Annotated in this window: 18 protein-coding genes and 1 riboswitch; of the genes, 7 read left to right on the top strand and 11 right to left on the bottom strand. The window is 60.3% G+C overall.

Annotated features, from left to right (window positions below):
• Positions 1–6 precede the first annotated feature (6 nt).
• Entirely contained in the window at positions 7–564 is a 558-nt protein-coding gene (locus PSEBG33_RS22170) for a PqiC family protein (protein ID WP_032803258.1), read from the top strand.
• A gap of 12 nt (positions 565–576) precedes the next feature.
• Here PSEBG33_RS22170 and PSEBG33_RS22175 read toward each other — a convergent pair whose 3' ends face one another.
• The 5 genes from PSEBG33_RS22175 to PSEBG33_RS22195 form a co-directional block, all read right to left on the bottom strand.
• Positions 577–3,309, bottom strand: coding sequence for a LuxR C-terminal-related transcriptional regulator (locus PSEBG33_RS22175; protein ID WP_005784909.1), 2,733 nt, complete (start codon positions 3,307–3,309; stop codon positions 577–579).
• Positions 3,310–3,560: 251 nt separating this feature from the next.
• On the bottom strand, positions 3,561–4,925 hold the full coding sequence (locus PSEBG33_RS22180) for a DUF1329 domain-containing protein (protein WP_005784906.1): 1,365 nt from the start codon (positions 4,923–4,925) through the stop codon (positions 3,561–3,563).
• 42 nt (positions 4,926–4,967) lie between these two features.
• On the bottom strand, positions 4,968–6,827 hold the full coding sequence (locus tag PSEBG33_RS22185) for a DUF1302 domain-containing protein (protein ID WP_005784904.1): 1,860 nt from the start codon (positions 6,825–6,827) through the stop codon (positions 4,968–4,970).
• Positions 6,828–7,159: 332 nt separating this feature from the next.
• On the bottom strand, positions 7,160–8,842 hold the full coding sequence (locus PSEBG33_RS22190; RefSeq protein ID WP_005784903.1) for a fatty acid--CoA ligase: 1,683 nt from the start codon (positions 8,840–8,842) through the stop codon (positions 7,160–7,162).
• A 265-nt stretch (positions 8,843–9,107) separates the two neighbouring features.
• Positions 9,108–9,740, bottom strand: coding sequence for a LysE family translocator (locus PSEBG33_RS22195; RefSeq protein ID WP_005784901.1), 633 nt, complete (start codon positions 9,738–9,740; stop codon positions 9,108–9,110).
• A gap of 87 nt (positions 9,741–9,827) precedes the next feature.
• On the opposite strand from PSEBG33_RS22195, the gene PSEBG33_RS22200 reads away from it, so the two are divergent.
• From PSEBG33_RS22200 to PSEBG33_RS22210, 3 genes are all read left to right on the top strand, one after another.
• Positions 9,828–10,790, top strand: a complete 963-nt coding sequence (locus PSEBG33_RS22200) for a 2-hydroxyacid dehydrogenase (RefSeq protein WP_005784899.1) — start codon at positions 9,828–9,830, stop codon at positions 10,788–10,790.
• Between the two features lie 30 nt (positions 10,791–10,820).
• Positions 10,821–11,819, top strand: coding sequence for a class I SAM-dependent methyltransferase (locus PSEBG33_RS22205; RefSeq protein WP_005784897.1), 999 nt, complete (start codon positions 10,821–10,823; stop codon positions 11,817–11,819).
• Between the two features lie 51 nt (positions 11,820–11,870).
• Positions 11,871–11,990: riboswitch (yybP-ykoY riboswitch) on the top strand.
• A gap of 88 nt (positions 11,991–12,078) precedes the next feature.
• Positions 12,079–12,663: a TMEM165/GDT1 family protein gene (locus PSEBG33_RS22210; protein ID WP_005784895.1), complete on the top strand. Its 585-nt coding sequence runs from the start codon at positions 12,079–12,081 to the stop codon at positions 12,661–12,663.
• Between the two features lie 69 nt (positions 12,664–12,732).
• Here PSEBG33_RS22210 and PSEBG33_RS22215 read toward each other — a convergent pair whose 3' ends face one another.
• The 4 genes from PSEBG33_RS22215 to PSEBG33_RS22230 all read right to left on the bottom strand — a co-directional run bounded on the left by PSEBG33_RS22215 (position 12,733) and on the right by PSEBG33_RS22230 (position 14,793).
• Positions 12,733–13,551: a M48 family metallopeptidase gene (locus PSEBG33_RS22215; protein WP_005784894.1), complete on the bottom strand. Its 819-nt coding sequence runs from the start codon at positions 13,549–13,551 to the stop codon at positions 12,733–12,735.
• Between the two features lie 109 nt (positions 13,552–13,660).
• Positions 13,661–14,281, bottom strand: coding sequence for an SOS response-associated peptidase (locus PSEBG33_RS22220; protein ID WP_005784892.1), 621 nt, complete (start codon positions 14,279–14,281; stop codon positions 13,661–13,663).
• Between the two features lie 37 nt (positions 14,282–14,318).
• Complete coding sequence (locus tag PSEBG33_RS22225; RefSeq protein ID WP_005784889.1) at positions 14,319–14,579, bottom strand: putative signal transducing protein; 261 nt, start codon at positions 14,577–14,579, stop codon at positions 14,319–14,321.
• A gap of 31 nt (positions 14,580–14,610) precedes the next feature.
• On the bottom strand, positions 14,611–14,793 hold the full coding sequence (locus PSEBG33_RS22230) for a CPXCG motif-containing cysteine-rich protein (protein WP_005784887.1): 183 nt from the start codon (positions 14,791–14,793) through the stop codon (positions 14,611–14,613).
• 132 nt (positions 14,794–14,925) lie between these two features.
• On the opposite strand from PSEBG33_RS22230, the gene PSEBG33_RS22235 reads away from it, so the two are divergent.
• Positions 14,926–16,089, top strand: coding sequence for a 1-acyl-sn-glycerol-3-phosphate acyltransferase (locus tag PSEBG33_RS22235; protein ID WP_005784885.1), 1,164 nt, complete (start codon positions 14,926–14,928; stop codon positions 16,087–16,089).
• Positions 16,090–16,255: 166 nt separating this feature from the next.
• Here the strand turns inward: PSEBG33_RS22235 and PSEBG33_RS22240 are convergent, their stop codons facing one another.
• Positions 16,256–16,504 (bottom strand): hypothetical protein, encoded by a 249-nt coding sequence (locus PSEBG33_RS22240; RefSeq protein ID WP_005784883.1) that lies wholly within the window; start codon positions 16,502–16,504, stop codon positions 16,256–16,258.
• A gap of 182 nt (positions 16,505–16,686) precedes the next feature.
• On the opposite strand from PSEBG33_RS22240, the gene PSEBG33_RS22245 reads away from it, so the two are divergent.
• A complete protein-coding gene (locus tag PSEBG33_RS22245) occupies positions 16,687–16,896 on the top strand; it encodes a hypothetical protein (RefSeq protein WP_005784881.1) in 210 nt (69 codons plus the stop codon).
• A gap of 59 nt (positions 16,897–16,955) precedes the next feature.
• On the opposite strand, the gene PSEBG33_RS22250 is transcribed toward PSEBG33_RS22245, so the two are convergent.
• Positions 16,956–17,540: a YajG family lipoprotein gene (locus PSEBG33_RS22250; protein WP_005784879.1), complete on the bottom strand. Its 585-nt coding sequence runs from the start codon at positions 17,538–17,540 to the stop codon at positions 16,956–16,958.
• Between the two features lie 182 nt (positions 17,541–17,722).
• On the opposite strand from PSEBG33_RS22250, the gene PSEBG33_RS22255 reads away from it, so the two are divergent.
• A complete protein-coding gene (locus tag PSEBG33_RS22255) occupies positions 17,723–17,956 on the top strand; it encodes a hypothetical protein (RefSeq protein ID WP_005784877.1) in 234 nt (77 codons plus the stop codon).
• Positions 17,957–18,411: the final 455 nt, after the last annotated feature.

Raw genomic sequence — 18,411 nt, 5'->3', positions numbered from 1 at the left:
GCCGCCATGACGTCGCCGTTGAAGATCACCCTGCTGACCACGATGCTGTTGCTCGCGGCCTGTCGCAGTGACCCCATCGCCTTCCACACCCTGACCCCGGCACATGCGAGCAACAGCTCACGCGCAGATGCCGGTGGTGTACGGATTGAAAGCCTCAGCGTGCCGCCCCAGGTAGACCGCGCGCAGATAGTGGTGCGCCAGGGTGACAGTGGGTTGGCGATTCTTGAAACCCAGTGGTGGGCCGCCAGCCTCGCTGACGAACTCAGGAGCGCGTTGGTGGATCAATTGGCCAATAGCGATCCACGCCACGCTGTGGCCCTGCGCCTTGAAGTGCAGCGCTTTGACTCGGTCCCCGGGCAGTACGCGCTGCTCGACGTGCGCTGGCGCCTGCGCCAGATCAATGGCGACCGCCCACCCCTGACTTGTCGCAGCACCTTGCAGTCACCCGCAGGGCCAGGCATCGACGATCTGGTGGTGGCGCATCAGAACAACCTCAAGCGGTTCGCGGCACTGATCAATCAAACCATCGGCACGTCACTCAAAGGCTGCCCTGCCGCGCCATAAACTGCGCTGGGCTCAGACCAGCAAGCCCATGGCCTTGGCTCGCGCCACTGCCTGGGTTCGGCGCTCCACGCCGAGCTTGCTGTTGATATGGCTGGCGTGGGTCTTGACGGTGTGCAAGGAAATAAACAGCTGGTTGCTGATTTCCTGGTTTGAACAGCCTTGGGCAATCAGTTGCAGCACCGCCAGCTCTCGCGTACTCAGGGTTTCTTGATGAGCCGGGGCCTGGACCACGCTGACCTGGGGCAGCAGCGCCAGCAAGCTCTGGTTCAGCAGACCATGGGGATCTTTGCCCAACTGCTCACGCATCCAGTCCGGGTAGCCCTCCAGCAACCGCTGGAACGGCTGCAACGCGCCGCCCGAGCCGGCTTCAAGTGCACGGGCCAATACCTGTCCGGCCTTGGCCTCCTGGCCGCCCGCCAACAGAAGCTGCGCCTGCTGGGTCAGCGCCATCAAGGCAATCATCTGTCGCCCACTGTTCTGGGACTGTTGCGCCAATGCTTCCAGACATTGCAACGCGGTGTCGGGCTGATGGCGTATGGCATCGAGCGCGGCTTGTTGCAGTTCGATATGTTGTGGCAGGTGTGGGTGGAACTCCGGCGCGGCAGCGGCGTGCTCGCCGTTGTAGGTCTGCCCCAGCCTGGTCAGCCAGGCGTCCGCCAGCTCGGTACGGCCCTGGGCCAGCCATAGCTCGCATTTGATCAACGTAATCATCGCCAGGTAATAGATCGGCGGTACGTCCCAGATGTGCATCAAGCGCTCGGCCTCGGCCAGCTCGGCAAAGGCATTGGAAAACTGGCCGCGCCGCCCTTCAAAGTTGGCGATCACGCAATGCCCGATCAGCACGCTGATATCCCGGCAGGCACGGGCTTCGGCCAAGCCGGCGCGCAAACGCACAAGGCCGGCTTCGGGCTGGTAACGCGCCAACAACAGGTAACCTTCGTAGAGCGACAACCGCGCACGCACCGCATACAGGCGCTGGGGCGCCAGGCCGTGCAAGCGTTCCAGGCCCTGGCGCACTTCGTCCAGGGCGCGCAGGATTTCGCCGCGTGACTGCAACACCCGCGCCCGGTCGTAATGGGCCAAGGCTTCAAACAACGGATTACCGACGCGCTGCGCCAGCTCCAGGGATTCGCGGTTCAAACCGCGGGCGCGCCACAGGTCGGCATCGACAATCGCCAGGTTGGACAGGGTCGACAGGCACATCAGGCGCTGGCCGTAGCGCTTTTGCGGCAGGCTTTCCAATGCCTCGTTGCAATAGCGCAGGGTCAATTCGCGATCCCCGCGCCCACGGGCAATAATCCCGCTCAACGCCAGCCACTGGGCCAACATCGACCTTTGCGCGGTCGCCGAGGGTGCCGGCAGGAAGCGACTGAGGTAGCTGGAAAGCTCCTGGGCCGCGTCCAATTGGCACGCCAGCCCCAATGCCCAACTGTAGAGCACGATCAAGCGCGGCGTGCTGATCAGCAGGCTGTCGGGCAAGTCCATCTTCCAGCGCAGCAACATGCCAACATTCTGCTCTGCCAACAGTTGCTCTTCGGACAGGTTCTGGACCAGGTTCGCCGCCACGTCCAGATGGCCGGCCCGCAGCGCCTGCTCTACTGCCTCGTCGATCAAACCCTGGGCGTTGAACCAGCGGCAGGCGCGCAAATGCAAGCTGGCCGGCGGCAATGTGGTGCTCTTCTCGCGGCGGGTACGCAGCAGGTCGGAAAACAAATGGTGATAGCGGTACCAGTGGCCCTGTTCATCCAGCGGCACCAGGAAAACCTGATGGGCCTGCAAATAATTCAGGATTTCGGCGCTGTCATGGGCTTCGCGGACCGCGTCGCACAACTCGCTGCAAAAACGCTCCTGGGGAGCAGTGTCGTACAGGAACGCTCGCACGTCGGCAGGCAGGCAGTCGATGACTTCTTCAAGCAGGTAATCACGAATCAGCCCTTCGCCACCGTGCAGGCTTTGGGGCAAGGCCCCCTCATTGCCACCGGCTTCGGACGCTGCCAACAACCAGAAGCGCAGGCCGGCGACCCAGCCCTCGCTGCGGCGGATCAGGTTTTCCAACGCTTCGCCGCCTAATGCGCTGCTGTGTCCATCCAGCACGGCAAGGGATTCGTCGTGGGTCAGGCGCAGGTCTTGTTCATGCAGCTCCAGCAGGTGCCGCGACAAACGCAAGCGCGCCAAGTGCCAATCCGGACGCTGCCGGCTGGTGACCAGTACCAACAGACCGTCGGGCAAATGATTGAGGAAAAATTGCAGGCAACGATCCAGCACCGGGCCTTGGGCCAGGTGGTAGTCATCCAGCACCAGCAATAGCGGCGAGCGCGTGGACAGATGCTCCGCCAGCTCATCGAGCAGGCCATCCAGCCATTCTTCAAAGGCAAAGGGTTGATGACGCTGACGCATTTTCAGCAAACCCAGGGATTGGGCGCCCAACTGCGGAAAATAGTGCTGCAAGCCGTCGAGCAATCGCTCCAGGAAGCGGCCGGGGTCATTGTCCCGTGGGCTCAGGCCCAGCCACAGACTTTGCCAGTGGGCCGGCAGGCCCTGGCAGAACTCCACCGCCAACGAACTCTTGCCGAACCCCGCCGGTGCGCAGACCAGCAACAATCGCCCGTCCAGGCCCGCGTTCAACCGTTGGCACAGGCGCGGGCGCAGCACGTAGCCGTCAGGCAATGGGGGCCTGTAGAAGCGGCCTTCCAGGGTTGGTATCACCACACTGGCAGGCCCTTGGATTCGGGACAGATCAGTCATCGCCGGGCTCTTGTGGAAGGCTGTTGTCGGCATTGCAGATGTCCGCAGACTAGCGGTAAAAGCGGCGGGATTGTAGATCTTTGCAACAATTGGCTGAAAAAGAACTGCGACAAGAAATATCCCTACAAACAGCACACACAAAAAGTGGGAGGGGGCTTGCTCCCGATGGCGGTGGATCAGCCAATGTATCCATCGACTGTCAGACCGCTATCGGGGGCAAGCCCCCTCCCACAGGGGTGCACTAGTGTTGGTTAGCGAACACCGTCCTGACGCAGGGCCGCAGGGGTGAAGTCGCTGGTGGTGGCGGTGAAGCCGAAGTCATAAGCCTGTTTCTCTTCGTTCTTCATGCCCAGGGCCAGGTAACGGCCGGACTGCAGGTCGTACAGGGTTTCCAGGGCGTACCACGGCACTTGCTTGTCGTAGTAGTTCTCGGCATGGGCTTCGGCAACCCGCCACAGTTGGCCACGGCCGTCGTAGTGGTCGATCACCGCCGCTTGCCAGGTGTCTTCGTCGATGAAGAAGTCACGCTTGGCGTAGATGTGGCGCTGGCCTTCCTTCAAGGTGGCGACCACGTGCCAGACGCGGCGCAGCTCGTAGCGCGCCAGGTCCTGGTTGATGTGGCCGGCCTTGATGATGTCGGCGTACTTGAGCTTCGGATCGTCGATCTTGTAGCTGTTGGAGGCGATGTAGATTTCTTTCTTGCCTTCCAGCTTCCAGTCGTAGCGATCCGGCGCACCGTTGTACATGTCGAGGTTGTCGGAGGTGCGCAGGCCATCGGCAGCAGTACCCGGCCCGTCATAGGACACTTGCGGGGCCCGGCGCACACGGCGCTGGCCGGCGTTGTAGACCCACGCCGAACGCGGTTCCTTGACCTGGTCCAGGGTTTCGTGCACCAGCAGTACACCACCGGCCAGACGCGCTGGCGCGGTGACTTGCTGCTTGAAGTAGAACAGGATGTTGCCCGGGTTTTTCGGATCGAAATCCTTCATCTTGTCGCGGAACACAAACTGATCGCGGAAGTACACCAGGCTGTAGGAACCGTTGGTTTGCGGCGTGGCCTGGGTGACCAGACGGGTTACGCTGCCGCCGCGATAACGGGTGATGTGGTTCCAGATGACTTCAACGCCGGTTTTGGGAATCGGGAACGGCACGGCGGTCTCGAAGTTTTCCAGACCGTTGCCGCCGGACACCAGGTTGGTAGTGGTGGCGTTTTTCTTGATGGCGGCGAACACGTCAGCCGGCACCGTGGCCCCGCGATGAGTCGGGTAGACCGGCATCTTGAAGCTGTCCGGGTAACGCTTGAACATCGCGTACTGCCCTGGAGCCAGTTTGTCTTTGTACTGTTCGACGTTCTGCGCGGTGATGGTGAATTGCGGTTGTTCGCTGGCATATGGGTTGGCCAGGAAGCCACGGGCATCCACGGCGCCGGCGTTGGTTGGCAGGGGTGACCATTTTGGGATGGTGCCGGCCGCGTTGCCCGCCATCTCGGCGCCCATCGGGGTCAGGGTCGTACCGAGCTTGGCAGCTTCATCCGCCGAGACTGCCGCCATGACGTTGCTCGCCAGGATCGACAGCCCAAGCACACCGACGTGCAACAGACTTTTAGTTATTTTCATACTCTGGTCTTCCTGAATACATGCCACTTGAAAAGAGTGTGCTTAGAAGTTGGCGCCGAAGCTCAAGGCGACAAAGTCGCGGTCATCCACGGTGCTGAACTTGCCACCAAAGAAGTTGGTGTACGCCAGGCTCGCGGTGTAGGTGTTCTGGTATTCGGCATCCAGGCCAAGGCTGACCGCCTTGCGACCCTCTTCAAAGTTGCCGCCAGGACCTGGCGAGTAACCTTTGACGTCATGGGACCAGGCCACGTTGGGCTTGAGGTTCACGCCAGCGAACACGTCCGGGTATTCCCAGATGGCACGGGCGCGGTAGCCCCAGGACGTTGCAGTGGTGTAGCCGTCGTTGTTGCAGTTGGTGTTCAGGCCGGCAGCGTTGGGCAGCCCGGCGCCGTTGGCGGTGGAGTTGTTCAGCGCGGCGCAGAAGCCACCCGGCAAGGTGCCTGGGCCGAACACCGGATCGCGACCATAGCGAGCCTGGGACTTGCTTTCCAGGCCACCCACATGGGTCACACCGATTTCACCGACCGTGGTCAGGCGACTGGCGCCCATCACCTGGTCGAAGAAGTGCGTAAAGGTGGTCTGGAACTGGGTGACTTCCTTGCGGTTGTAGCCATGCAGGTCCTGGCCCGGCGAGCCCTTGAGCACCGAAGCATTGCCAAAGCCAGGGATCGGCGTGACACCGGCAAACAGAATGTCGGTGGTACTCAACTGCACCGGCGCATTCGGCCGATAGCTCAATTCACCACTCCAGGCGGTGCCGGTAGGCAGCGTGGTGGAGAAGCTCAAGCCGTAGAGACGAATATCTTCCGGGTACTCGACGAAGTAGTTCGAACTGCCCGCCACGATCAGTGGACGCAGTGCCCCCAGCGGGCCCAGTGGACGGGTATAGGCCGCAGACGGCGCACCCTGTGCACTGAAGATCGGCGCACGGCTGTGGTAGTTCATGAAGTAGGCGCCGAACTCGGTGTCCAGCGGTTCGAAGTTGTAGTGCATGGCCACGCCGAACTGGCCGCTGTCCCGTGCATCACGGTCCGGCCCACGGCGCACCAGCACGCCTTCGCTGTTCACGTCCACGCCCAGGGCACCCAGGGTCGGCAGTGCCGCAGCGGGAATGGTCGAGCGCTTGTTCAACACCCGCAGGTTATTGCTGCAACCATCGGAGATCACGTCTGGCTGGGAGAAGAAAGTGCCGCAGTTATCAGTGACGGTCTGGTCCCATTCCAGTTGATAGAACGCTTCGGCCGACAGGTTGTCGGTGAGCGTCTGGGACACGTAGAACATGTTGACCGGAATCAGGCCCTCCTTGATCTCGGCACCCGGGCGACGAAACGCCGACACGTCGATAGGGTTGATGGAGTTGATGCCGCCGCCGATGAAGGTACTTTCGCCCCAGCTCACGACCTGCTTGCCAAAACGCACGGAACCCGGCGCATCGGCAATCGAGTAGTTGTGGTAGACGAACGCATCGAGAATCTGACCGCCAGAAGACTTGGCGCCTTCCTTGCGGTTGTTGTCGCTGATGTCCTTGAACTGACGGCTCTCGTCCTTGAGTTCAAAGTCGTACCAGTACTTGCCGCGCACAAACACGCCGGTGTCGCCGTACTTCAGTTCCAGGTCATGAATACCCTTGAAGATCTTCGAGAACGTCTCGCCGCGCTTGAAGTTCAAGTGACCGTCATCGGAAGTCTGGGACAGGCCCTTACCGCCATTGTTGGCGCCGATCAGATCACGATTGGGCTTGGCCGTAGACCAACTCGCACCCACCGAAAGCGAGGAGTCAAAGCTCCCTTCGATTTCACCGATGTTGAAACTGACGCCGAATGCAGGCCCGGCGAGCGTAGAAGCGAGACTGACGGCCAGGGGCAGTCTTGCCCGGCGCCAGAACTGGTTTACTTGGGTCATCGACGCTACTCCATGTGCATATTTTATTGTTATGGCAGTGAGCCCTTTCTTCAGATGTAACGGCCGGGATACAACGATTCCAATGCCGAAACGCAACCAAGCCTCCCTGGCTCGATGCGCAACATCCGCGAAAAACTCTGAAAGGGACTATAGCCAGAGGGGGGTAGTGCTTGATCCCTCTAAAGTGTGATTTGCATCACCAACCTGTCTGCCACAACCCTTTCGCCACGCCGACGAAGGTCGACGCGGGAAGGATGGCTGAAATTCGGCAAATCACAAGTAGAGGCTTGAGATAGAGCAGCGCCGCGCCCGAAAGGGCGCGGCGAGGGGCGTCAAAGCGTAGACAGGAAGGTGCTGTTGTTGGCCTGCCATTCGATGATGTCGATACGGATACGTTTTTTGTCGAGCTTGCCTACGCTGGTCTTGGGAATTTCAGTAACAACGGCGATCTGGCTCGGAATCGCCCACTTGCTCAAATGCCCCAGTTCAACGTAAGGCTTGAGGTGCTCCTTGAGCTCCCGCGCCCCAATCACTTGGCCCTCATGCACCACCAGCAAGGCAAAGGGGCGCTCGCCCCATTGCGGATCGGCGATGCCCACCACCGCTACCTCGCGTACCGCCGGGTGGCGGCTGACCAGGTCTTCGAGGGCCAGGGACGAGATCCATTCCCCACCGGTCTTGATCACATCCTTGATGCGATCACGGATATCGATCACACCAAACGCGTCCAGGGTGGCAACGTCGCCGGTGTGCATCCAGCCGCCGGCCCACAGTTCGGCGCCCTTTTGCGGTTCGTTGTAATAACCCTCGGTCAGCCAGGGCGCGCGCAACACCAGTTCGCCCTGGGTTTCGCCGTCGGCGGGAAGAAAGTTGCCGTCGGTGTCCATGATTGCCGCCTCCACCAACGGCCCAGGCACACCGGCCTTGATGCGATAGGTGGTGCGTTCGTCTTCGCTGCCGGCCATCAGCTCTTCATTGAGGTGTGCGCACGACACCAGCGGCCCGGTCTCGGACATGCCATACGCGGCGGTCAATTGAATGCCGCGGGCCTTGGCGGCTTCGTACAGCGAGCGGTTGAGCGCGCTGCCACCAATGACGATTTTCCACCCACCAAAATCCACACCCTGGGCAGCCTTGGCGTTGAGCACCATTTGCAGGATGGTCGGCACGCAATGGGAGAACGTGACCTTCTCCTTGCGCCACAGCTGCACCAGGTATTCGGGGTCATAGCGCCCGGGGTAGACCTGCTTCAAGCCGAGCATGGTCGCCACATAGGGCAGGCCCCAGGCGTGTACGTGGAACATCGGTGTGATCGGCATATACACATCGTTGGTGCCCAACAGACGCACGCTGTCGACGCTGCCCATGATGGTCGCCACACCAATGGTGTGCAGCACCAATTGGCGATGGGTGAAATACACCCCCTTGGGGTTACCGGTGGTGCCGGTGGTGTAGAAGGTGGTGGCGACGGAGTTTTCGTCGAAGTCCTGGAAGTCGTACTGGGGGCTGGCGGCGGCCAGCAGGGTTTCGTACTCACCGACCAGGTTGGGTAGTTCGGCGGTGTGGGTGTCACCATCGGTAATCAACAGGGTCTTGTCGACGGTAGTGAGCTGCCCGGCAATCGCCTGATAGAGCCCCACGAACTCACTGTTGACCAGCACGAAGCGGTCTTCGGCGTGGTTCATGGTGTAGAGAATCTGTTCCGGCGACAGGCGCACATTGATGGTGTGGATCACCGCGCCGATCATCGGAATGGCGAACATGCATTCCAGGTAACGGTGGCTGTCCCAATCCATCACCGCCACGGTATCACCAGCCTTGACCCCGGCTTCGGTCAGCACATTGGCCAGGCGCGCAACGCGCTCGATCAGCGTCGGGTAGGTGTAGCGCAGCTTGTCGCGGTAGATAATTTCCCGGGTCTTCTCGTAGCGAGTCCCGGACATCAACAGGCGCTTGATCAGCAGCGGGTATTGGTACGCACCTTCGGCGGGCGGGATAACACGGGTCTGCAACATACGAATCCCTTTAATGACTGCACGGTCTTGGCTTGAAGACCTGCACTGTAGAGGGCTTATGTTTCAACCAAATCAGCCAAAGGAATGATTTGCGGAACTCAGCAAATGCTAGCTTTGCGCCAGTATCTGCGGCTTATGGAAGACCACTGTGGGAGGGGGCTTGCTCCCGATTGCTGGGCATCAGCCACTGTATTTGCTGGCTGATCCACCGCTATCGGGAGTAAGCCCCCTCCCACATTTGGAAAAAGTTCACGAGAAACCGAGGTTACTTCATGCTGGTAAAGGCCAGCTTCACCCCGATGGCAATCAACACCGCACCCATGGTCCGATCAAACCAATGCCCCATCCGCGCAAACCCGGCCCGCACGCGTTGCTGGCTGAACAACATGGCCACCAGGCAAAACCACAAGGCCGTCGCCACCGCAAGGTACACGCCATAACCGGCTTGTACCGCCAGCGGCGTGTGAGGGTTGATCACAACAGTGAACAGCGACAGGAAGAACAGCGTGGCCTTGGGGTTCAAGCCATTGGTCACAAAGCCTGCGGTAAACGCGCCGCGTGGAGTGCGCTCGCCCGCTTCGCGGTGCAACTCGCCCTCGGCGGCGGGCTTGGCCGGCTGCGCACGCAGGGCCTTGAAGCCGATATACAGCAGGTACGCTGCTGCGGCCCATTTGAGCGCATTGAACAACACGATGGACTGGGACACGATCAAACCGATCCCCAGCAACGAGTAACCCACATGCACGAAAATCGCCGTGCCGACGCCCAGGGCCGTCCAGGTGCCGGCGCGGCGACCGTGGGTCACGCTCTCACGGACCACCACGGCGAAATCCGGGCCGGGGCTGGCCACCGCCAACAAGTGAATCAAGGCTACGGTCAAAAACTCGGCGACGTACATGCTCACTCCATTAAGTAACTGATTATTTCATCTGATAGGCTCGGAAGATTACGCCTTCGAACCTCGTCGCAAAAGGTACAGTTGATCATGAACAATCGCCGCGCCGTCTTCCTCGACCACCCTTCGCTGGACTTGGGCGACCTCGACCTCAGCGGTTTGCGCGACTGCTTCAGCCAGTTGCAGCTGTTTGAGCAGACTACGCCACAGAATGTGCTGGAACGCTTGCAGGGCGCTCAAGTCGCGATCAGCAACAAAATACCGCTCACCGCGCAAACCCTGGCGGCGTGCCCCGAGCTCAAGCTGATCCTGGTTTCAGCCACCGGCACCAACAATATCGACCTTGAAGCCGCCCGCGCCCACGGCATCACCGTGAGCAACTGCCAGGGTTACGGCACGCCGTCGGTGGCCCAGCACACGATCATGCTGCTGCTCAACCTCGCCACGCGCTTGAAGGACTACCAACAGGATGTGGCCGCCGGCAAATGGCAGCAGGCCAGGCAGTTCTGTCTGCTGGACCATCCAATTGTCGAGCTGGAAGGCAAAACCCTCGGCCTGCTCGGCCATGGCGAACTGGGCAGCGCGGTGGCGCGCCTGGCCGAAGCCTTCGGCATGCGCGTGGTACTCGGCGCGATTCCCGGGCGCCCTGCCCGCGCCGACCGCGTGCCACTGGATCAACTGCTGGCCCAGGTCGATGCGCTGACCTTGCATTGCCCGCTCAATGAACACACCCGCGACTTTATCGGCGCCCGTGAACTGGCGCTGCTCAAGCCCGGCGCGTTTATCGTCAACACCGCCCGTGGTGGCTTGATCAACGAACAGGCGTTGGCGGACGCGTTGCGCAGTGGTCATCTGGGCGGCGCGGCGACCGACGTGTTGAGTGTGGAGCCGCCGATCAATGGTAACCCGCTGCTGGCCGGCGATATTCCTCGGTTGATTGTCACGCCCCACAATGCCTGGGGCAGTCGCGAAGCGCGGCAACGCATCGTCGGCCAATTGACGGAAAACGCCCGAGGCTTTTTCAGCGGTGCCCCGCTGCGCGTCGTCAGTTGATAAACTGCGCCCCTTTTCAAGGAGCAGACCATGGATCCGCGCAGTGAAGTACTGCTTCGTCAGGCCGAACTTTTTCAAGGCAACCTGCTGCTGGCAGGTTTGCCTGCCGACGATTTGCTCGGGCGCTTGCCCAACGCCCATGGCTGGTGCTGGCACGCCGGCGACCAGGCCGCGCTTGATGCACGGTTTCCCGAGCGCAGCCAGTTCGGGGTGAATGTGCCCGAGCGTGCCTTCGATGCCGCGGTGATCTTCCTGCCCAAGTCCAAGGACCTCACCGACTACCTGCTCAACGCCGTGGCCGCTCGCCTGCCTGGCGCCGAGCTGTTTTTGGTGGGTGAGAAAAAAGGTGGTATCGAAAGCGCTGCCAAGCAGATGACCCCCTTCGGCAAGCCGCGCAAGCTGGATAACGCGCGGCATTGCCAGCTATGGCAAGTCACCGTCGCCAACGCCCCGCAAGCGGTCGAACTGGAGAGCCTGGCACAGGTCTTCGATGTACCACTGGCCGAAGGCCCGCTGAAGGTGGTGAGCTTGCCGGGAGTGTTCAGCCATGGCCGCCTGGACCGCGGCACCGAGTTGCTGCTGGAGCACCTGGACAAGCTGCCCAGCGGGCATCTGCTCGATTTCGGTTGCGGCGCCGGGGTACTGGGGGCTGCGGTCAAGCGTCGCTACCCGCATAACACCGTGACAATGCTGGATGTGGATGCCTTCGCAGCTGCCAGCAGTCGGCTGACGTTGGCGGCGAACGGCCTGGAAGCCGAGGTACTGACCGGGGATGGAATCGATGCCGCGCCAATGGGGCTAAACGCGATTTTGAGCAACCCGCCGTTCCATGTCGGGGTGCATACCGATTACTTCGCCACTGAAAACCTGCTGCGAAAAGCAGCCAAACATCTGGCAAAAGGTGGCGAACTGCGTTTGGTTGCCAACAGCTTCCTGAAGTATCAGCCGCTGATCGAAGAGCATCTGGGTATCTGCGCAATCAAGGCTGAAGGCAATGGTTTTCGCATCTACCGCGCCAAGCGCCCCTGACGGCCGTTTGAAAAAGAAGGCTTGCCGAATGGGTTTTGCCTAGGCAGAATCCGCAGCGTCCTAGGGGAGTAGTCTCCCACGAGCCACACGCTCGTCCGGCATACGTCAACATACTTGGTCAGCAGATCATGGCGTATGCGACCCAGGAGTCCGCACAGACGGACCGGGGTTTGACAAGACCTATGACACGCACACCTTACCCGGGGCGGGAAGGCTGTACGTGTCATAGCCGTGTCGACCCGCCCCTGGAAACTACCTGATGCTGGATTCACTACTCGTTCCTACCGCAATCGTTGCCTTGGCCGAAATCGGCGACAAGACGCAGCTACTCGCGCTCATTCTTGCTGCCCGCTTTCGCAAACCCTGGCCGATCATTGCCGGCATTGTCGCCGCAACCCTGGCCAACCATGCGGCCGCCGGTGCCGTGGGCGCCTGGTTCGGGAGTTTCTTCTCGGATGCGGTGTTGCACTGGATCCTCGCGGCAAGCTTCTGTGCCACGGCACTCTGGACACTGGTGCCGGACAAACTCGATGATGACGAAGCCAGTACCACACGCAAGTTCGGGCCATTTCTGACCACGCTGATTGCGTTCTTCCTTGCGGAAATCGGTGACAAGACCCAGATCGCCACGGTGATGCTGGCAGCGCAGTATCCGGAGTTGTGGCTGGTGATTATCGGCACCACGCTGGGTATGTTGATTGCCAACGTACCGGTGGTTCTGGCGGGGAATTTCGCGGCGGAGAAACTGCCGCTGACCTTGATTCGTCGATTGGCGGCCACAGCGTTCTTTGTACTGGCGATTGTGGCGGTGTACAAAGCCATGCAAAGCAGTGGCTGGATCTAAACCGAACACCAGGGATGGTTGGCCCTGATGCCTGTAGGAGCGAGCTTGCTCGCTCCTACACGGCGTCCATCAGGATTTTTTGGCCTGTTGGTACAGCGGCATTACCTTTGGAATTGCCGCCTGCAGCGACGCGATGCGGCTGTCGGAAGCCGGGTGAGTACTCATGAATTCCGGCGGCGCGCCTTCGGAAGCCTTGGCCATTTTGTTCCACAAGGTAATCGCGGCGTTCGGGTTGTAGCCGGCACGCGCCGAAAGCTCCAGGCCGATCAGGTCGGCTTCGTTTTCGTTGCTGCGGCTGTTGGGCAAGGTCATGCCATAATTGGCCACGGTATCGGCCAGTGCCAGGCTGTCCTGGCCGAGACCGAATATTGCACCAGCGCCCTGCTTGGCCATTTCAATACCGTACGCCTTGGACATCGCTTCACGACCGTGCTCACGCAGGGCGTGGGCGATTTCATGGCCCATCACCGCAGCCAACTCGTCATCGGTGAGCTTGAGGTTGTCGATCAGCGCGCTGTACACCAGGATCTTGCCGCCAGGCCCGCAGTTGGCATTCATCTCGTCGCTTTTGATCAGGTTCACTTCCCAGTTCCACTGGGCGGCATCTGCGCGAAAGGTCGGCGCCTGGGCGATCAGGCGCTTGGCGATGGCCTGCACACGCTTGGCGTTGGCGCTGGTCTTGTCCAGAACGCCTTTGCCACTGGCTTCACCCAGGGTCTGCTGGTAAGACTGGGCGTACATCTGGTCGACTTCCTGGCTCGACAACATGCTGAACATGTATTGCTTGCGCTCAACCCCAACAGCACCGCCGCTGGTCGTGTTGACCGACTGGCAACCCGCCAGCAACATCGCTGCAACCAAACCGCTTACCGCCAATGACTTCTTCATGAACACGCTCCCTGAAAACATGGCGCGTATCGTAGGCGGTCGTTTGTATTGGCGCCAGATACATCAGACATTTAACCGCTGAATTTCGGATACATCCCACAGTGCAGGCTCAAGCCGGGGTCAGGCACTCCGGCCCATTGAGCTTGGGATCATTGACCATATTGGCCAGCACGCGCTCACGTAAAGCGCTGGGCTCACCGGCCAGCAGCCCCTGCAGCACATGCAACGGCGTCTCGGGGTCGAGCCAGGCGGCTTGCCCCGCCGCATCAAGAATCAACGGCCGACGTTGGCTTTGCGCTGCCTGGGTGACCACGGCGGTGCTCAGCCACACCTGCTCCTGCACGGGATACGCTTCCCAGATCGCAGCAAAAAACAGGGTGGAGCCCTCCCCCGGCGTCAACCAATACGGGCGCTTGCGCTGGGTACCGCGCCATTCGTAGAAACCGTTGGCTGGCAACAGGCAGCGGCGCTGGCGGAATGCCTCGCGGAACATCGGTTGCTCGGCGAGCGTTTCGGCGCGGGCATGGGCCGGAGTACGGGAAAGATCCGTCAGCCAGGGCGGCGTCAGCCCCCAACGGGCACGCGCCAGGGTGAGCTGGCCTTCGCTCAGGCGCTGGATCAGCACCGAATCATTGGGGGAAATGTTCCACTGGGCCTGCTGGTCGGCGGGGAAGCCGGGCAAGGCAGCAAAGGCAGGGTTCCAGCGAAACAGGGCATAACGTCCACACATGGGGCAACACGACTCTTGGGGTAAACCGACCGACAGCCTAACAGACCAATACGTCGGGGAAGTTGTCGGGTTCGTCGCCGGGCAAGGGTTGCGCGCCGATATAGGCCGTGATCAGCTCGCGGGCGTACGCCGCCTGATCATTATCGACCTCCAACCCCAGCAAGCCGAAGATCGGCAACTCGCCGGTACCACCGAGCAAGTGGCGGCCCATCAAGTGCGCTTCGATGCCCTCACTGGCCAGCATCTGTTGCAACAGCTCGCCTTCCATCAGGTTTTCCGGCTCATAGATTCGCTGCATGGGCGTACCTGTTATTCGTTTTCGCTACGCATCATTCATTTTCGCTGCGGGTTTCGAGCATCCACTCGTCACCATGCACTTGCAGGTCGAACGTGATCGGCCGGCAACACACCTGGCAGTCTTCTATATAGGTCTGGTCTCCGCCAGACAAATCCACTGTTGTCTCGACCACTTCGCCACAATAAGGACAATCGTACATCGCAGTTTCCAGCATCGCAGTCTCCAAGGTGACTTGTGCGTATAATCGCCGGTCTATTTACAGGGCTATTTCCGGCAGAGCCAGTTTACTCACGCCGCCCCTGCTATTTCCTTTACTTACCCTAGCCGTTTCTAACAAGAGAGCATGATGGGCGAATTCGATACCATCCGACCTTACAACGACAGCGAAGTCCCGGCAGTGCTGGCGCGTCTGTTCAGTGACAAGGCCTTTCTGGACATCCTGACCCACTTTCGCTTCCCGCGCTTTGCCGGCGCCCTGGGCTGGTTGCTCAAGCCGATGATCGCGCGTAAATTGCGCCGTGAGTTTGCCGGCGTCACCACCGTGGCGACGCTGCAAGACAAAGTCGAATACTACGTTGACCACACGATTGACCGGGCGACCGACGGCGTGACCTACACCGGCGTCGAGCGGCTCAAATCCGGCACCGCCTACCTGTTTCTGGCCAACCACCGCGACATCGTGATGGACCCGGCCTTCGTCAACTATGCCGTGTACCACGCCGGCCTGCCGACGCCACGCATCGCCATTGGTGACAACCTGCTGCAAAAGCCGTTTGTCAGCGACCTGATGCGCCTGAACAAGAGCTTCATCGTGCACCGTTCGATCACCGGGCGAAAGGAGAAGATGGCGGCCTACAACCTGCTGTCGGCCTATATCAACCATTCGATCCGCAACGACTGCCAGTCGATCTGGATCGCCCAGGCTGAAGGCCGGGCCAAGGATGGCGATGACCGTACCGAATCGGCGATTCTCAAGATGTTCCACGTCAGCCGCAAGGACGAGCCGTTTGCCGAGGTCATCCAGTCGTTGAACCTGACGCCGGTGTCCATCAGCTACGAGTACGACCCTTGCGATGCCGCCAAGGCCCGCGAGCTGTATATCCGCGCCACCACCGGCACCTACACCAAGGCACCGGGCGAGGACGACGTGAGCATCGCCCTGGGTATCACCGGCTACAAGGGCCGCGTACACGTGAACTTTGCGCCGCCGATTACCGAGCGTTTCGAAGATACCAAGCTGCTGGCAGTGGAAATGGATCGACAGATCCTCGGCGGTTACCGCTTGTTTCCGGTGCATTACCTGGCGTACGCACAGTGGGATGATGCCGATCCGCAGTTGCAAGTGCCTAAAGCCGCCGAAGTATTTCCGGCCGATGAGTTGGCCAAGGCGAAAGCTGAATGGGAGCGGCGCCTGAACGAATGCCCGGCCGAACACCGGCCTTATCTGGTGGTGCAGTATGCGACGCCGGTACGCAATCAATACCGAGTCAAGGCCGGGATCCCTCTGTAATATGTGACCCTACAGGGGATATGTGGCAGGCGCTGATTCTACGGGCAGTACATGGCCAGTGTGGGAGCTGGCTCGCCTGCGATAGCGGTGGTTCAGTTAAAGATTCAGTGGCTGATCCACCGCCTTCGCGGGCAAGCCCGCTCCCACATTTGGTTTTGCAGTGAAATTAGAAATGGGTGCTGAACCAGGAGGCGGCCAGGGCCAGGCCAAGGCAGCCGAACCCCACACGGTAAGCCTGACGATGCGCCCGTTCAGTGTGCGTTTCCAGAAAAAGCATCGGCTGATCAATCGCGCGCTCTTCGCTACGCATGGCGAGTTCGGCCATCGCACGTTGCGCGTGCAGGCGGGTGATGAACAGCACCAAGGCGCCCGAGCAGGCAACCAACAGGGCAACAGCATTGATGAGCAGCGCCATCGCAAACCTCGGCGAATCAGTATTCGGATATCAGTCCAGATACCAACCTGAACGATAGTCGCCTCCTGCGCCTTTAATGCTCCTTCTCCGTTGACGGCTAATGTATCCAGTAATTTACAGCGTCACCTGAACGTCACCTTAACAAGTCACTCTGTTGCCCTTCGATGCTTGAGGAGCTAGTCATGTTGCACGCGCAAAACCAGGATCGGCTGTATCTGATCGCCCCAAACGATGAGCAAGAGGCGCTGGTCGGCAGCCTTGCGTTCAACGTCCAGGATCGCCACTGGCTGGTGTATTGCGCGCTCGGCGGCCACCAACATGCGGACTTGCCGGAACTGGATTTGCTCACCGGCGTGAGTGTGCTGGACTTCTATGTCGATACGGCGGCATGACCAAACCACGGGCATAAAAAAACCGGGCTCATCACTGAGCCCGGTTTTTTGTGCACGGTTTATTGCGAACTGAGCAACTGGCCGATGCTTGGATCCTTGAACAGGCGGGTCAAGGCATCGCTGAGCACATCGCTGACCAGCTTGGTGTTGGTTTCCTGGTTGGGCGACATGCCGAAGCGCTGGTTCAGCGATGCGGCGTAGCGGCCACTGTAGCGACGGGTACCGGCGCTGACGTCAGACTTGAAGGTCGCACCGATGGAGGCTTCGGTCACATACAGCCCCTCTTTGGGCGACTGGTACTTCAGCTCGGCCAGGGTCACGGTCAGTTGCGGCACACCTGGCGAGTTGGTCGGTGTAAAGCCCAGCAAGCGCACAGCGGCTTCAGCCTGGGCCTGCAGTTTGGGCAGCACATCCTGACCGGTTACCGAAATCAGCGCAGTCTCCGGATACAGGCCGCCACGCGAGCCCAGGGTTGGCGACGGACGACCGTCGACCACACGTACCGACACCGCCTGGCCATGGCCTACCGCAGCCAACGGCGCGGTGACTTTAGGTTGCGGGCTGAGTTGTTGCGGGCTGTTGGCGCAGCCAACCAGGGTCAAACTGGTCACAGTGATCAAACCGAACAACAGGCGTTGCAACATACTCATTTCTCCAGGACTAGGTGCAGACAGGTCGCCAGTATAACGGTGCACGCACGCCACTCACCAGCAATCCTGAACGGTGGCTGAAGCCATGGGCAAATTACAAATTCGCATAAATTGGTCACCGCAGTGTCATGCCACACTGGCAATCTTCAAGCATGTAACACACCAGGTACACAGCCATGCGCCTTCTCAAGACACTGTTCATGTCACACACCCGTCACCGCCACTTCGCCCTGCTCGACGCCCAGGGCCATTGCCAGGCATTCAAGCAATGCAGCCTGCCGCCCGTCGGTGAAGGCTGGGTGGAAGTGACCGAGACTCATCTGGGCTGGATGCACCGCCCTCTGCCGGCCAGCGCCCGGGTCAAGCCGCAGGTTTTTCGCGCACAACACCGGCAAGCGTTGGCCTCCTGACCGGGACCCGAATAAAAGTCATAAAACACGCCCATTTCCTTGGCGTTCTTCGCTACAATCTCCCCCCGATTATAAGGACGTCTCCTGATCGGGCCCCGCAGCATCGTTAATGCCCAGGCATTAGCCCCAAAATCGCCCACAGAGAGCCGCCCACACAGATCAAGTGAAGCTGGCGTGCTTGCTGTTTCCTTTGCAAACCACCCCGCCTTTATCGGATCTGCCAGAGCTGCCATTGCGCTCGGCCACTTGTGTTGTTTGCCCGTTTTGCCGCATGTCGGCAGAGGTTTACGGGCCAGGTGCCAGGCTGGGGCAGCCCTTTTTTGAGGTTCACGTCTTCAAAAGAGCGTGAAAAAACGGGTTTTCACAACTTCACAAGAGTGTGGCGAGCAAATGAATAGTTTGGCGTTTGTACAAGCACCATCAGCGTCTGGGGCAGCCCAATTACACAGGATCGA

Source organism: Pseudomonas synxantha BG33R (assembly GCF_000263715.2).
Lineage (GTDB): Bacteria > Pseudomonadota > Gammaproteobacteria > Pseudomonadales > Pseudomonadaceae > Aquipseudomonas > Aquipseudomonas synxantha_A.
This window is presented reverse-complemented; position numbering and strand designations above follow the sequence as displayed.

Bases quoted from the DNA above. Each gene is read 5' to 3' on its own strand.
- PSEBG33_RS22170 (WP_032803258.1), top strand. From the start codon at position 7: ATGACGTCGCCGTTGAAGATCACCCTGCTGACCACGATGCTGTTGCTC.
- PSEBG33_RS22175 (WP_005784909.1), bottom strand. From the start codon at position 3,309: ATGACTGATCTGTCCCGAATCCAAGGGCCTGCCAGTGTGGTGATACCA.
- PSEBG33_RS22180 (WP_005784906.1), bottom strand. From the start codon at position 4,925: ATGAAAATAACTAAAAGTCTGTTGCACGTCGGTGTGCTTGGGCTGTCG.
- PSEBG33_RS22185 (WP_005784904.1), bottom strand. From the start codon at position 6,827: ATGACCCAAGTAAACCAGTTCTGGCGCCGGGCAAGACTGCCCCTGGCC.
- PSEBG33_RS22190 (WP_005784903.1), bottom strand. From the start codon at position 8,842: ATGTTGCAGACCCGTGTTATCCCGCCCGCCGAAGGTGCGTACCAATAC.
- PSEBG33_RS22195 (WP_005784901.1), bottom strand. From the start codon at position 9,740: ATGTACGTCGCCGAGTTTTTGACCGTAGCCTTGATTCACTTGTTGGCG.
- PSEBG33_RS22200 (WP_005784899.1), top strand. From the start codon at position 9,828: ATGAACAATCGCCGCGCCGTCTTCCTCGACCACCCTTCGCTGGACTTG.
- PSEBG33_RS22205 (WP_005784897.1), top strand. From the start codon at position 10,821: ATGGATCCGCGCAGTGAAGTACTGCTTCGTCAGGCCGAACTTTTTCAA.
- PSEBG33_RS22210 (WP_005784895.1), top strand. From the start codon at position 12,079: ATGCTGGATTCACTACTCGTTCCTACCGCAATCGTTGCCTTGGCCGAA.
- PSEBG33_RS22215 (WP_005784894.1), bottom strand. From the start codon at position 13,551: ATGAAGAAGTCATTGGCGGTAAGCGGTTTGGTTGCAGCGATGTTGCTG.
- PSEBG33_RS22220 (WP_005784892.1), bottom strand. From the start codon at position 14,281: ATGTGTGGACGTTATGCCCTGTTTCGCTGGAACCCTGCCTTTGCTGCC.
- PSEBG33_RS22225 (WP_005784889.1), bottom strand. From the start codon at position 14,579: ATGCAGCGAATCTATGAGCCGGAAAACCTGATGGAAGGCGAGCTGTTG.
- PSEBG33_RS22230 (WP_005784887.1), bottom strand. From the start codon at position 14,793: ATGCTGGAAACTGCGATGTACGATTGTCCTTATTGTGGCGAAGTGGTC.
- PSEBG33_RS22235 (WP_005784885.1), top strand. From the start codon at position 14,926: ATGGGCGAATTCGATACCATCCGACCTTACAACGACAGCGAAGTCCCG.
- PSEBG33_RS22240 (WP_005784883.1), bottom strand. From the start codon at position 16,504: ATGGCGCTGCTCATCAATGCTGTTGCCCTGTTGGTTGCCTGCTCGGGC.
- PSEBG33_RS22245 (WP_005784881.1), top strand. From the start codon at position 16,687: ATGTTGCACGCGCAAAACCAGGATCGGCTGTATCTGATCGCCCCAAAC.
- PSEBG33_RS22250 (WP_005784879.1), bottom strand. From the start codon at position 17,540: ATGTTGCAACGCCTGTTGTTCGGTTTGATCACTGTGACCAGTTTGACC.
- PSEBG33_RS22255 (WP_005784877.1), top strand. From the start codon at position 17,723: ATGCGCCTTCTCAAGACACTGTTCATGTCACACACCCGTCACCGCCAC.